At 59.9% G+C, this 12,029-nt stretch carries 13 protein-coding genes; 6 read left to right on the forward strand and 7 right to left on the reverse strand.

Going from position 1 to position 12,029, the window contains the following annotated elements:
* Positions 1-186 precede the first annotated feature (186 nt).
* From metG to ACFQZG_RS03635, 4 genes are all read right to left on the reverse strand, one after another.
* Positions 187-2,187 carry a methionine--tRNA ligase gene (metG, locus tag ACFQZG_RS03620; RefSeq protein WP_378150025.1) on the reverse strand — a complete coding sequence of 667 codons (2,001 nt, stop codon included), beginning with the start codon at positions 2,185-2,187 and terminating at the stop codon, positions 187-189.
* A gap of 364 nt (positions 2,188-2,551) precedes the next feature.
* Entirely contained in the window at positions 2,552-2,818 is a 267-nt protein-coding gene (gene yidD / locus ACFQZG_RS03625; RefSeq protein ID WP_378150026.1) for a membrane protein insertion efficiency factor YidD, read from the reverse strand.
* A 152-nt stretch (positions 2,819-2,970) separates the two neighbouring features.
* Complete coding sequence (locus ACFQZG_RS03630) at positions 2,971-3,171, reverse strand: hypothetical protein (protein ID WP_378150028.1); 201 nt, start codon at positions 3,169-3,171, stop codon at positions 2,971-2,973.
* A 78-nt stretch (positions 3,172-3,249) separates the two neighbouring features.
* Complete coding sequence (locus ACFQZG_RS03635) at positions 3,250-3,714, reverse strand: hypothetical protein (RefSeq protein WP_378150030.1); 465 nt, start codon at positions 3,712-3,714, stop codon at positions 3,250-3,252.
* A gap of 161 nt (positions 3,715-3,875) precedes the next feature.
* On the opposite strand from ACFQZG_RS03635, the gene ACFQZG_RS03640 reads away from it, so the two are divergent.
* The 6 genes from ACFQZG_RS03640 (at position 3,876) to ACFQZG_RS03665 (ending at position 5,831) form a co-directional block, all read left to right on the forward strand.
* Positions 3,876-4,115 (forward strand): spore germination protein, encoded by a 240-nt coding sequence (locus ACFQZG_RS03640; protein WP_378150032.1) that lies wholly within the window; start codon positions 3,876-3,878, stop codon positions 4,113-4,115.
* Entirely contained in the window at positions 4,115-4,330 is a 216-nt protein-coding gene (locus tag ACFQZG_RS03645) for a spore germination protein GerPB (protein WP_378150436.1), read from the forward strand. Before ACFQZG_RS03640 ends, ACFQZG_RS03645 begins: the two co-directional genes overlap by 1 nt.
* 14 nt (positions 4,331-4,344) lie before the next feature.
* Positions 4,345-5,001 carry a spore germination protein GerPC gene (gene gerPC / locus ACFQZG_RS03650; RefSeq protein ID WP_378150034.1) on the forward strand — a complete coding sequence of 219 codons (657 nt, stop codon included), beginning with the start codon at positions 4,345-4,347 and terminating at the stop codon, positions 4,999-5,001.
* Positions 4,998-5,210: a spore gernimation protein GerPD gene (locus ACFQZG_RS03655; RefSeq protein WP_378150036.1), complete on the forward strand. Its 213-nt coding sequence runs from the start codon at positions 4,998-5,000 to the stop codon at positions 5,208-5,210. Before gerPC ends, ACFQZG_RS03655 begins: the two co-directional genes overlap by 4 nt.
* Complete coding sequence (locus ACFQZG_RS03660) at positions 5,207-5,602, forward strand: spore germination protein GerPE (protein WP_378150037.1); 396 nt, start codon at positions 5,207-5,209, stop codon at positions 5,600-5,602. The genes ACFQZG_RS03655 and ACFQZG_RS03660 overlap by 4 nt, the downstream gene beginning before the upstream one ends.
* 115 nt (positions 5,603-5,717) lie before the next feature.
* Positions 5,718-5,831: a sporulation protein YjcZ gene (locus ACFQZG_RS03665; RefSeq protein WP_378150038.1), complete on the forward strand. Its 114-nt coding sequence runs from the start codon at positions 5,718-5,720 to the stop codon at positions 5,829-5,831.
* 75 nt (positions 5,832-5,906) lie between these two features.
* On the opposite strand, the gene ACFQZG_RS03670 is transcribed toward ACFQZG_RS03665, so the two are convergent.
* The 3 genes from ACFQZG_RS03670 to ACFQZG_RS03680 form a co-directional block, all read right to left on the reverse strand.
* Positions 5,907-7,586: a PucR family transcriptional regulator gene (locus ACFQZG_RS03670; protein WP_378150040.1), complete on the reverse strand. Its 1,680-nt coding sequence runs from the start codon at positions 7,584-7,586 to the stop codon at positions 5,907-5,909.
* A 265-nt stretch (positions 7,587-7,851) separates the two neighbouring features.
* Positions 7,852-9,738, reverse strand: coding sequence for a PAS domain S-box protein (locus tag ACFQZG_RS03675; RefSeq protein WP_378150041.1), 1,887 nt, complete (start codon positions 9,736-9,738; stop codon positions 7,852-7,854).
* Between the two features lie 145 nt (positions 9,739-9,883).
* On the reverse strand, positions 9,884-11,923 hold the full coding sequence (locus tag ACFQZG_RS03680) for a beta-galactosidase (protein WP_378150042.1): 2,040 nt from the start codon (positions 11,921-11,923) through the stop codon (positions 9,884-9,886).
* Positions 11,924-12,029 lie beyond the last annotated feature (106 nt).

A 12,029-nucleotide genomic window follows, 5' to 3' on the forward strand; every position in this document is an offset into this window, starting at 1 on the left:
ATCCAAACTACGACGCTCGCATCAACCTTTCTGCGCCATGCAGTTCGACCAATCCAAACTACGACGCGCAAATCCACCTACAATCACCATGCAGTTCGACCAACCCAAACTACGCCGCGCCGCGCAACAAAACAAAATAAAGAACCTGCGCCCCCTTACGGGAACGCAGGCTCTCGGCAAACAAATTTACTTCACGATCGCGCCGTTAGGCATGCTGTCCGGCACGGTCGCCAGCGTCAGCTGGTCGCCGACCGAAGCCGCGAGGATCATGCCCTGCGACAGCTCGCCGCGCAGCTTGACCGGCTTCAGATTCGTCACGCAAATGACTTTGCGGCCGACGAGCTCCTCCGGCTTGTAATGCTTGGCGATGCCGGAGACGACTTGGCGCTTCTCGAAGCCGAGATCGAGCTGCAGCTTGAGTAGCTTGTCGGCCTTAGGAACCGGCTCGCACGCGACGACTTGCGCCACGCGCAGCTCCACCTGCGCGAACGCCTCGATGTCGATCTCCGGCTTCAGCTCGGGCGCTTCGGCAGGCGCGGCTTCCGCCGTTGCCGGCGCCTTGGCGGCATCGGCCGAAGGAGCAACTTCCTCGGCCTTCGCGCCGCCGCCCATCGATTCGACGATCCACGGCACCTCGACCGCCATGTCGAGCCGCGGGAAGATCGGATCGCCCTTGCTCAGCTTCGTGCCGGCGAGCGCGCCGCCGAACGCGTGCGCGCTATCCCATGCGGTCAGCTCGCCTTCCGCGACCCCGAGCTGCGCCCAGATTTTGCGAGGCGTCGAAGTCAAGAACGGCTGAATGAGAATCGAGACGATGCGAAGGCTCTCCGCCAAATGCCCCATGACGGAGGCGAGCGCCGGACGATTCGCCTCGTCCTTGGCGAGCGCCCACGGCTGCGTCTCGTCGATATACTTGTTCGTGCGCCCGACGAACGCCCAGACGGCGCTCAGCGCGACGGAAAACTCCATGTTCTCCATTGCTTCCTCGACTTTGTTCACCGTTGCCTTCGCCAATTGTTCCAGATCGCCGTCGAACGCGGTCGCGCCGCTCTCGAATGCCGGAACTTCGCCGCCGAAATATTTGTCTATCATCGCGACGGTCCGGTTGAGCAGATTGCCCAGATCGTTCGCGAGATCGTAGTTGATGCGCTCCACGAAGTTCTCCGGCGTGAACGCCCCGTCCGAACCGAACGGCACCTCGCGCAGCAAGTAATAGCGAACCGCGTCAAGCCCGAAGTGCTCGATGAGCGACACCGGGTTGACGACGTTGCCTTTCGATTTCGACATTTTGCCGTCCTTCATGAGCAGCCAACCGTGCGCGAACACCTTCTTCGGCAACGGAATATCGAGCGCCATAAGCATGATCGGCCAGTAGATCGTATGGAAGCGTACGATTTCCTTGCCGACGAGATGCACGTCCGCGGGCCAGAACTGCTTATACAGCGCGTCTTCGTCCGAACCGTAGCCGAGCGCCGTGATATAGTTCGACAGCGCGTCGATCCAGACGTAGATGACGTGCTTCGGATCGCCCGGCACTTTGATGCCCCAATCGAACGTCGTGCGGGACACCGCGAGATCTTCCAGCCCCGGCTTGATGAAGTTATTGATCATCTCGTTGCGGCGCGATTCCGGCTGGATGAAGCCCGGATTTTCCTCGTAATACGCCAACAGCCGGTCCGCGTACTTGCTCATCCGGAAGAAGTAGGACTCTTCCTGCACCCACTCGACCGGACGTCCGCAGTCCGGGCAGTTGCCGTTCACGAGCTGGCGCTCCAGGAAGAACGATTCGCACGGCGTACAGTACCAACCTTCGTACGCACCCTTGTAAATATCGCCTTGCTCGAGCAACCGCGCGAAAATCTTCTCGACGGCCGCCTTATGCCGGGTCTCGGTCGTGCGTATGAAGTCGTCGTTCGAAATGTCGAGCTTGCCCCACAGCTCCTTGATGCCGACGACGATATCGTCCACGAATTGCTGCGGCGTCTTGCCGGCTTCCTGCGCCTTCCGCTCGATCTTCTGTCCGTGCTCGTCGGTACCCGTCAGGTATCGCACCGAATAGCCGCGAAGCCGCTTGTAGCGCGCCATCGCGTCGCCCGCCACCGTCGTGTACGCGTGACCGATATGAAGCTTGTCGCTCGGATAATAGATCGGCGTCGTAATGTAGAACGATTTGTTGTTTTCCGGCATATCGCCATCTCCTTCGCGCGAACCCGCGCTTATTCGTCGGTAAAGACAAAAAACTCCCGTCCGTATGGGACGAGAGTCGTTGCTCACGTGGTACCACCCAAATTCCCTCCGGCGACCGATAACGCCGCGTCGCGAAGGCTCTTGAATACGTTCCGTTAACGCCGGACTCGCGTCATCCCCTTACGGCCGCGCCGCGGCTCGCTCGAAGACGATTCCTCCGGGACCATTTTCCGAAGCGGCTCCAGACCGGTTCCCAGCTCCCCCGGCTCTCTGTTCTGGCGCGTCTCTTCGTACTTATCCCTTCGTCGGAAAATACGATTATTCAAGTTATTGCCCACAATATAGCCGAACAGACGCGCTCTTGTCAACTTCCATGCGCGGAATTTCCGTCCGGATCCGCGCTCGGGCGGCGTTCGCGGGGAGGAACGGGGTCGAATCCCCCGCGGTGGAACGGATGGCACTTGCAAATGCGGCGCACCGCCAAGTAAGTCCCCTTCGCCGCGCCGTGCACTTCGATCGCCTCCAGCGCGTATTGCGAGCAGGTCGGCGCGAATCGGCACGTCGGCGGCTTCAAGGGCGAGATGAACGTTCGGTAGAAACGGATCGGAAGCTGAACGGCCCGTCTGAGCATCCGCGGCAACACTCCCTGTCTAGCCTGAATACCCTAACTATGCAGGATGGGCGGAGGCAATGTCAAACCTCACCGACGGTCGCCCCGCGAACGCAACGAAAAAAGCCCCGGAACCGACCGGAGCTTCGTTCCGCGCCGCATCCGATCGGACGCTACACGAACCAAGTGTTCATCGTCAACACGAGCGCGACGAACGATACGACGGACAACCCCAGATACATGAAGCCCTGGCGTTTGTTTTCTTGGAAAAACCGCAGCACGCCCAAGCTCAAGAACGAGCCGATCGCGAGAATGAACAGCGCGCCCGTAATGAACAAGGCGGCCGAAAGATCTTTGATATCGACCAAATCCACGACAAACTGCCCCCTTAACCCGTTCCAACCCGAACCGCGTCGCCGCCAGCGGGTTGATTCCTCTAGCATTATACCGATTTACGGCGCTATAAACAATTCGTATTCGGATTTATCGGGAGGACGTCTGCGAAAGCGCGCGACGAGCTGTCCCTGCTTGACGACCGTTCTGCCGGAACGGGGGTAGACGAGGCACGGAAACCGAATCGACTGCTTGCCGTCGTTCGGCAATCCCGTCACGCGAAGCCGGTCGGACGTCGCGAATAGCTGCAGCCGCCGCAGGTCGATCTCCGGGTCCAGCGCCAACGTAACGGCAACGTGCTTCGCGTCCTTCCGGATGTCCATTCGCCGCAGGCCCTTCGCCTTCGCCTTCGTCTTCGCCTCTTGGCGCGACCGGTCCATCATCTGTTGCACGTAATCGTTCAGCCACGACGAGTTCCCTTGCTTATCCCACTGCTCGACGAGCTTCCAAGGCAAATCGCGGCCGAGCCACTGCTGCACGAGCTTCCAATCCGGAAGCGGCCCGCTGTCGAAAAAAGAGCCCATCCCTCTCCCAACCTTCCTCGTCTGACGCTTCTTCTTCAGCATATGCCCATGCGTCGAAGCCGTGCGCGAGCACCTCGCATCCTGCGTCCGCCGACGAACCTCTGGGCGTTCGCCTTCATACACTGTTGCATGACCCCACAGCAAAGGAGTCGTTACTCCCCATGCCCTGCATAATCGGCAACGTCAAAATTCTCAGCGTCGGCTCGGGCAGTGTGGTTCAATTCGGCGATGCGCTTCAAGTCTCTCCTTCGAGCACTTCCAAAACTTACGCGGGCGCGGGCTCCTTCATTACCGGCGACTTATCCCGCAGCAATAACGCGGTAAGCGCGACGAACACGAACGATACGGACTTCCAGGATTCGACCGAGAATACGGCAACCGGAGCAGAGGTCGTCGCATGATTACGTTCAATATCAAACAGACGATTACGATCGGCCAGCTCCGCGTCGAAGCGGTCACGAACTCTTCCGTGCTTCAGATCGGGAGCGCGGGCAGCATTCAATCGTTGTCCCAGATGTACAATTCCGGCGGGTTCACCGAACCGGCGCCGGAGTTGGACGAAGTCGGCGAGGCGCTCTCCTCCTTGTCGCTCGTGCCGCTCCCGAATCCGACCTGAAGGAGGAATCCGCGATGGCTTTGACACAACCGCCCAATGCAATGCCGCAGCAAGCGGCGCCGCCGCCGATCTACGATTGGCCGACGCTGCTGCAGCGCTTCTACCGCTCGGAGCAGCAACTGCAGTTGCTTATGATTCAGATGCAGACGATGCAGAAGCAGATCGAAGACATCAAGAGCCAGCCGCCGTTGCACGTCGAATACCACTTCGACCAGCTGAAGGTGAATCGCTTGGAGGGAACGCTCAACGTCGGCATTACTCCGCAAGGGATGCCGAGCATCGAATCGCTCGAGACGCCGGGCGCCCCCTGTTGGAAAGTCGAGCCGTCGCCGCAAGGCGCCGACGACGACCCCGTCCGCGGCATGCAAGCCGAGATCGGCGCTTACATGGACCGGGAAGGGGCGCGGGCGTTGATCGCGCTGGAGAGGCAGTACGCGATCCCGCTCGACGAAGACCACCGCGCCAAAGTCGTCGAAGACGTCAGAAGGCAACTGAACGAGAGAGTTCGCTACTACGTAACCATGAAGCCGCCTCCGAAGGACGGATCGGAAGAGGACCAAGGCAAATGGCGCGCGGAGATCAAGGAGAAGACGACGCGAGACATCAACGGCGCTTTCGCCGCCTACTTGCAGAAGCTGTCCGCGAACGAAGGGGGGACGTCGCGCCCGTGAACGCGCCGCCCCCCTACAGCCTATCCGTCGTCAACGGTCCGGTAACCGTAGGCTCGATCAGAATCCTCGGCGTATCGAGCTCTTCCTCGTTCTTGCTCGGCGATACCGATTCGATTCGTCTCTACTCGTTCTTCGACACGCCGCCGGAATCGGTCATCGTCGGACCGATCGCGCCGCTGCCCGACTTGCCGGAGGACGACCTCTCATGACGGCGCATCGGCCTAGAAGCACGAATATCGGGCGACTGTTCGTCAACACCGTCGGCTCCTCGAGCGTCGCCCACTTCGGCGATAACGGGAAGACCGCCTTGTTCTCCCGCGCGATCGCCGTTCAGCGGGCCGTGCCGGTATACGATCATGACGAGACGCGGTTCGCCGCGTACGAGCTGTTCACGCGTCCGGTCTATACGTTGGAGACTTGCGCGGACGTGGCGTTCCGGTCGATAGACTGCTCTCCGGACATTCGCATCGGATGCGTGGACGTCACCGCGCTATCGTCTTCGTCCATGCTTCGGGCGGGCATCGGCGGACCTCTGACCGCGGAAACCCGAGTGAAGCACATCCGGCAATTCAATCGGCTTCCCGATCGGGACATTCGCTGAAATAACCGGGATTATACGCGTACCCGGTACAAACGTACAGGATTCGAGCTCCCCCCCGCCATATGCTGACATTGTGATTCGCCATCACACACCTAAATCTCGGGAGGTTTGCTCAATGAGTTATCCAGTTGCAGGAACAGGTTGCGGTCATCATGGCGGCATGGGAACGGCGGCTTTCGCTCTCGTCCTCTTCATCCTGCTCGTTATCATCCTTAAAGCCGGCTGGTAAGCCCTAAGCTTGCCGCCCACAGAGAAAAAAACCTTGCCGACGCGTCGTCGGCAAGGTTTTTTTCCATGTTGGCCGTTATCCGGGCGTCCCCGGCGAAATCCGGCCGAGCTTAAGCGCCAGATGAAGCTGCAGCCGGTCTTCCGGATCGTCGAGGGAAACGCCGAGAATCGATTGGATCTTCTCGAGCCGGTAGACGATCGTGTTGTAGTGCGCGTACAGCTTCTCGCTCGTCAGCTTAATGTTGCCGTTGCAGCGGAAGAACATCTCCAGCGTCTCGACCAGCCTGCCGCCGCCTTTGCGGTCCGCTTGCTGCAGCGGCAAGGCGAACCGCGACAGAAATTGCTCTCTCTCGTCCCCCGGCGGGATCAAATAGAGCAACGAGTAGACGCCCAGCCGGTCGTACGTGACGATCTCTCCCGGCAGCGCGCATACTTCGGCCACCTGCCGCGCCCTCCTCGCTTGCGACCAACTGGCGTGAAGCCCGTCGTACCGGTCCGTGACTCTGCCGGCGAACAGCCGCAGTTCGCGGTCTCCCAGGAGCGGTCGCAGCTCCGTCAACAGTCTGCCCAGCAGCTGCTCGAACGCCTCCGCGCCTTCCGCGAGAGAGGAACGCCCGAGCGGCAGCACGAGCGCGAGCTCGTCGCCGACCGGCGCGGCCAGCAAGCCGTCCAGCGACCTCAGCCGCTCCGAACGCAGCCTGCGGGTCACCTCCCGCAGCTTCTCCGGCGCCGGATCGCTCCGATTCCAGCCGATGAGCGCCGCGCATATGCGCGAGCCTTCGGGTATCGCGCAGCCGCATACGTCCGCGCGCAGTTTCCAGTCCGCGTCCGAGACGATTTTGCCGGACAGCCAATCCTGCAGGAATTGATCCAAATATTTGCCCTCGACCTCGCGCACCGCTTCGACGTTCGCCATCTCCAAGCCGACGAGCGAGGACAGCCGGTCGACGCTGAGCGCGTCGAGAGGGACGATATCCCGGTCCTTCTCGAGCAGCACGAGGCACGCTTGCTTCATCCGGCGCGAAGGGATCGGGCTCACGTATACCCGGTAAGCGTTCTGGAGCAACGCGAACCCGCCGTTCGCGCCGCGACCGATCTGACGGTAGGAGAGCGATTGAACGAGCGGCCAGACTTCCGTCGGCTCCGCGCCGCGGAGGCTCGCGGACAGCCACGATTTGTCGTGCTCGCGCACGACGACGACCGGATTGCCGAGCATCTCTTCCATCGCGTCCAACAACGCATAGAGGCCGCTGCCGTCAAGCAGCAGGCGAGTCATGCTCTGTATGCGGTTCTGAAGGTCTGCCAACTGCGAAGTCTCCTGCGCGAGCACTCGCTCCATGCAAGCTCCGACGAGATCCGAGAACGCGAGCTCGGGCGGAAGCTCGAGCAGCGCGAACCCAAGCTTCTCCGACTCGTTCACGATCTCCGTCGGCACATCCTCGGCAAACCGCTTCGATTTGATCCCCATGGCGGCGACGCCGCGCTTAACCAGCTCGGGGATAAGCTGCAAGAAGCGTTCCGGCTCTTCCCGGACGGCATAGCCGGTCGTCATCAGGAATTCCCCGGGCTTCACCCAAGGCAGAATATCCGCCGTTTCGATCACGTTCACCCGGCTAATGGCACGGTGCAGACCGGTTTGCCCGGCGACGAGCTTCGCTTCCTTCATCGGAGGGATGCCGAGCAATTCCCTCACCGTAAATAACGCGTCCTCGGGATGGTTGCCGGGATACGGTTCCTTGCGCGGCATCATTGCCATTCTGCTTCCTCCTCGAATCCACGTCACCTACACTAACGCATCACACTATGAACGAAGGATTGTTATACTTTGTGTAATATTTTATAACACAATTAGCATTATGTCTTTAGGGATTGTTACTAATAATAGATTGGAACCGCTGTGCAGATGCTATAATATGGCGGGTTTGTCAAAATAAATGTGAGGTTACATGACTCAATGACGCAAAGAAGAGCCTTCCCGGGGAATGAAAACCCTCCGAAAAGACTCTATGAAGCTAGCATTCCTACGTACGCAACGCGGCATTCAGGCGGATGGGCAACGACACCTCGATCGTCGTCCCTACGCCGACGGTACTGGAAATGCGAAGCTTGCCCCTGTGCGCTTCCACGATCTTGTTGCACACCATGAGGCCGAGACCGGTACCGCTCTCCTTCAGCGAGAAGAACGGTTCTCCGATCTTGCCTAGCCGCTCTTCCGGTATGCCGACGCCCTGGTCGACGATGCGCGTCAGCAGATGCCCATCCGCGCCTTCCATGATCGAGATGCTGACGCTGCCCCCTCGGGGCATCGATTCGATCGCGTTCTTCAGCACGTTCATATACACTTGCTTGATCTGGTTCGGCTCGCACTCGATTACCGTGCTTCCGACGTCCGAACCGATCGCAAGCTCCATCTGCACGCTGAATAGAAGCGCCTGCGGCTGCATGAACGTGATGACGCTTTCAATGAGCTGCGTCAAGTCGCAGGAGATAAAGTTCAGCGCTTGCGGCTTGGCCATCCCGATGAACTCGTTCACGATATAGCTGATCCGGTCGATCTCCATGAGCATGATGTCGACGTAATCGGTATTTTTCGCTTTCAAGAGCTGCATGAACCCTCTAAGCGCCGTAAGCGGGTTGCGGATCTCGTGCGCGACGCCCGCCGCGAGCTCGCCGGCGACGGACAGCTTCTCCGACCTTCGGACGAGCTCTTCGGCGCGCTTGCGATCCGTCAAGTCGCGGATGACGATCTGAACGACCGGTTGCTCCAAATACTTGTACACGCAGATCGAAGCGACCTCGACGTCGACGACTTCCCCCGCGAGCGGCTTCAGCTTCAGCTCGACGAATTCCATGTATTCTTCGGAATCGACGACGCGCTTCATCCGTTCCACGATATCGGGGTGCTGGCTGTCGCAGAACAGGCCGACGACCGGCTTGCCGACGAACTGGTCGATCGAAGCCCCCCGCAGCAGCTTGATTCCCATATCGTTGACGAACGTGATGATCCCCGCTTGATGCAGAACGATCGGCTCGGGCGACAGCTTCAGGATGCGGCTGAGCTCCTTCTCCTTGGCCGCAAGCTTCGCCTTGGCGAGCTTCTGCTCCGTCACGTCGCGGAACATGAGCTGAACGGCCGGCTGGCCCTTGTAATTGATCGGCACCGGATTCACTTCGACGTGAACGATCGTTCCGTCCAGCCGAACGGAACGATGTTCCTTCGCCGCGGCGTCCGCATACGCGCACGGTTGATGTTCCATGATGAAATCGTAATCGGGCCGTTCGTCCGGATGCATGAACTCGCTCACGTGCCGCCCGAGCAGCTGCTCCGGCGCGCTCGCGCCGAGAAGCCGGTAGGCGGCGGGATTGACGAATACGATAATAAAGTCCCGGTACACGAGGATCGGCTCCGGCAAGCTGTGCACGAGTACCCGATACCGCTCTTCGCTCTCGCGCAGCTTGTTCTCTACGTTCTGCTTGCCCGTTACGTCGCTCTCCACGACGATGAAGGCGAACAACTCGCCCGAATCGTCGCGCATCGGCGCGACGACGACGTCCACCATGAACGCCTCTCCGTTTGCCCGAAACCTTCGGATACCCGGAACGGCGACCTCGTCTCCGCCCGCGGCATTGGCGAACGCCGTCTCTACTGCGGCCAAGCCCTCGGGTTCCAACGGAACGACGCGCCCGACGATGCGTTCCCGCGAAATTCCGTACAGCTCTTCGAATCTTCTGTTCACTTCAAGCGTAATGCCGTTCCTGTCCGCGATGAACACGCTGTCCGAGGTGCGATCCAGGAACGTCTTCAGTACGCGCAGCATATTGCGGTCGTCGGCGAGCGGATTCGGAATAATGGCAATCACCCTTGCAGCAGATTGTTGGCGAACGTTGATTCCCTTGTCAGGATACATTTCCCTGTTCGACCTCGAAATTCCTTGTCCGTTGTCGAATAGACGCATTAATATTTTCTCACGAAAGAATGCCCTTCCGCGTCAAAAAAACGGCCGGACGGCATCGTTCGCCGCCCGGCCGTCTTATTCGGCTTCGCATTCTGGCTTATATCGCCAATATCCATAAATCCCGACCCGGCAATACGCCGGTGCCGCTCACCCGGTTTCCCGTCAGCAGGTCCGTGCCCGCGACGCCTCCAAGCCGAACCGCAGCCTCTTCCGCGTTATGGTTCAGCACGAACAGGTACCGCGCGCCGCCTTTGACGCGAACCGTCGCCTCGACGCCGTCGGGAATGTCCGCCAAGACGGGCGCTACGCCCGCGGTCGAGCAAAGCCGTGGCAGCCATTCCCGGAGGAACGCCTCTTCCGGACTCGTCGCCAAGTACCACGCTTCGCCGGCGCCGAACCGGTTAACCGTCAGCGCGGGCATGCCGCGATAGAAGTCCTCTCCGTATTCCGCGACGACTTCCGCGCCTTCCGGATGAACGAGGTCGCAGAGCATGCCGCATTCGTAGCTGTCTTGCGGGCCGATCGTCCCGTTCGTCACGACGATGCGATTGCGCTGCGTCGGCAATAACGCGTCGATCTCCTCGGACCAAATCCCGAGCACCTTGCGGAGCTCCCCCGGATAACCGCCGAGCGTCACCCGGTCGTTCTCGTCGACGATGCCGCTGAAGTACGTCGTCACGAACTTCCCGCCGCCTTCGACGTAAGCTTCGATCTTGCTCGCCACGCCCGGCTTCACCATATACATGACCGGCGCGATCACGACGTCGTAGCCGGACAAGTCCGAATCGACGCCGACGACGTCCGCGGCGATTCCGGCCTTGTAGAGAGCATCGTAGAACTTGTGCGCTTCCTGTACGTATTTCAGCGCGATCGTCGGACCGCTGGACAGTTCCACCGCCCACCAGTTGTCCCAATCGAACAGGATGGCGACTCTAGCCTCTACTCGCGAATCGAGCAGCGTATCTCCGAGCTTATGGAGCTCCGCGCCGAGCTGCGCGCATTCCTTGAATACCCGCGTATGCTCGTGCCCGACGTGTTCGATGACCGCGCCGTGATATTTCTCGCAAGCGCCGATCGAACGGCGAAGCTGGAAGAACATGACCGTGTCCGCGCCGTGGGCGACCGCTTGATAGCTCCACAGCCGCATGACGCCCGGACGCTTGAGCGAATTGTAAGGCTGCCAGTTCTGCTGGCTCGGCGTCTGCTCCATGAGCATGAACGGCTGGCCGTGCTTCAGTCCGCGCATCAGATCGTGCATCATCGCGGTGTAACTGTACGGCGTATCGAGCGACGGGTAGTTGTCCCACGAGACGACGTCCAGATGCTTCGCCCATTTCTGGTAATCGAGATCCTTGAACGCGCCCATCAAGTTCGTCGTGATCGGAACGTCGGGCGTATGTTTTTTCAACACCTCGTATTCGAGCTTGTAGCATTCGAGCATGCTGTCCGATTGGAACCGGCAATAGTCGAGCGAGATGCCTTGGAAGTTCGTCGCCCGGCGGCCGTTCCAGCCGTTCCACTCTTCGCTGAGCGCGTTCGGCGGCACGATCTCCGCCCAATCGTAGAACGTATGGCCCCAGAAGCCCGTATTCCACGCGAGGTTCACCGCTTCCAGCGACCCGTACCGCTCCTTCAGCCATTCCCGGAACGCTTCGGCGCAATTGTCGCAATAGCAATATCCGCCGTACTCGTTGGACACGTGCCAGATGAGCAGCGCCGGGTGGTCTCTATAGCGTTCCGCCAGCTTCTCCGCCATGCGTACAGAGAACTTGCGGTACGTCGGACTGTTCGGACACGAGTTGTGCCTACCGCCGAACTTCCGCTTGCGGCCGTCGAAGTCGACGCGCAGCACGTCCGGATAGCGATGCGCCATCCATGCGGGATGCGCGGCCGTGCTCGTGGCGAGGCACACGCCGGCTCCTTCCGCGTGCAGCTTGTCCATCATCTCGTCGAGCCAATCGAACGCATACGTATCCTCGTCGGGCTGATTGAGCGCCCACGCGAACACGTTCAACGTCGCGACGTCGATGCCGGCCAGCTTGAACATCCGTAAATCCTCGTCCCAGACCGGTTTCTCCCACTGATCCGGATTGTAATCTCCGCCATACCATATTTTGGGCTTCGCCTTGTTAATCATTCGCGCACCTCGTCGTCGATAGGATAATCCGTACTCTTAGCTTCGATTATAATTGTTATAACGACGGCATCCTATATAATATATAGGACATCGAATATAACAATCT

The sequence above is a fragment of the Cohnella sp. GCM10027633 genome, from assembly GCF_042675445.1.
Lineage (GTDB): Bacteria > Bacillota > Bacilli > Paenibacillales > Paenibacillaceae > Cohnella.

Coding starts and splice junctions, on each gene's coding strand:
- ACFQZG_RS03675 (WP_378150041.1), bottom strand. CDS start 9,738: ATGTATCCTGACAAGGGAATCAACGTTCGCCAACAATCTGCTGCAAGG.
- ACFQZG_RS03680 (WP_378150042.1), bottom strand. CDS start 11,923: ATGATTAACAAGGCGAAGCCCAAAATATGGTATGGCGGAGATTACAAT.
- metG (WP_378150025.1), bottom strand. CDS start 2,187: ATGCCGGAAAACAACAAATCGTTCTACATTACGACGCCGATCTATTAT.
- yidD (WP_378150026.1), bottom strand. CDS start 2,818: ATGCTCAGACGGGCCGTTCAGCTTCCGATCCGTTTCTACCGAACGTTC.
- ACFQZG_RS03670 (WP_378150040.1), bottom strand. CDS start 7,586: ATGGCAATGATGCCGCGCAAGGAACCGTATCCCGGCAACCATCCCGAG.
- ACFQZG_RS03640 (WP_378150032.1), top strand. CDS start 3,876: ATGCCCTGCATAATCGGCAACGTCAAAATTCTCAGCGTCGGCTCGGGC.
- ACFQZG_RS03665 (WP_378150038.1), top strand. CDS start 5,718: ATGAGTTATCCAGTTGCAGGAACAGGTTGCGGTCATCATGGCGGCATG.
- ACFQZG_RS03635 (WP_378150030.1), bottom strand. CDS start 3,714: ATGGGCTCTTTTTTCGACAGCGGGCCGCTTCCGGATTGGAAGCTCGTG.
- ACFQZG_RS03660 (WP_378150037.1), top strand. CDS start 5,207: ATGACGGCGCATCGGCCTAGAAGCACGAATATCGGGCGACTGTTCGTC.
- gerPC (WP_378150034.1), top strand. CDS start 4,345: ATGGCTTTGACACAACCGCCCAATGCAATGCCGCAGCAAGCGGCGCCG.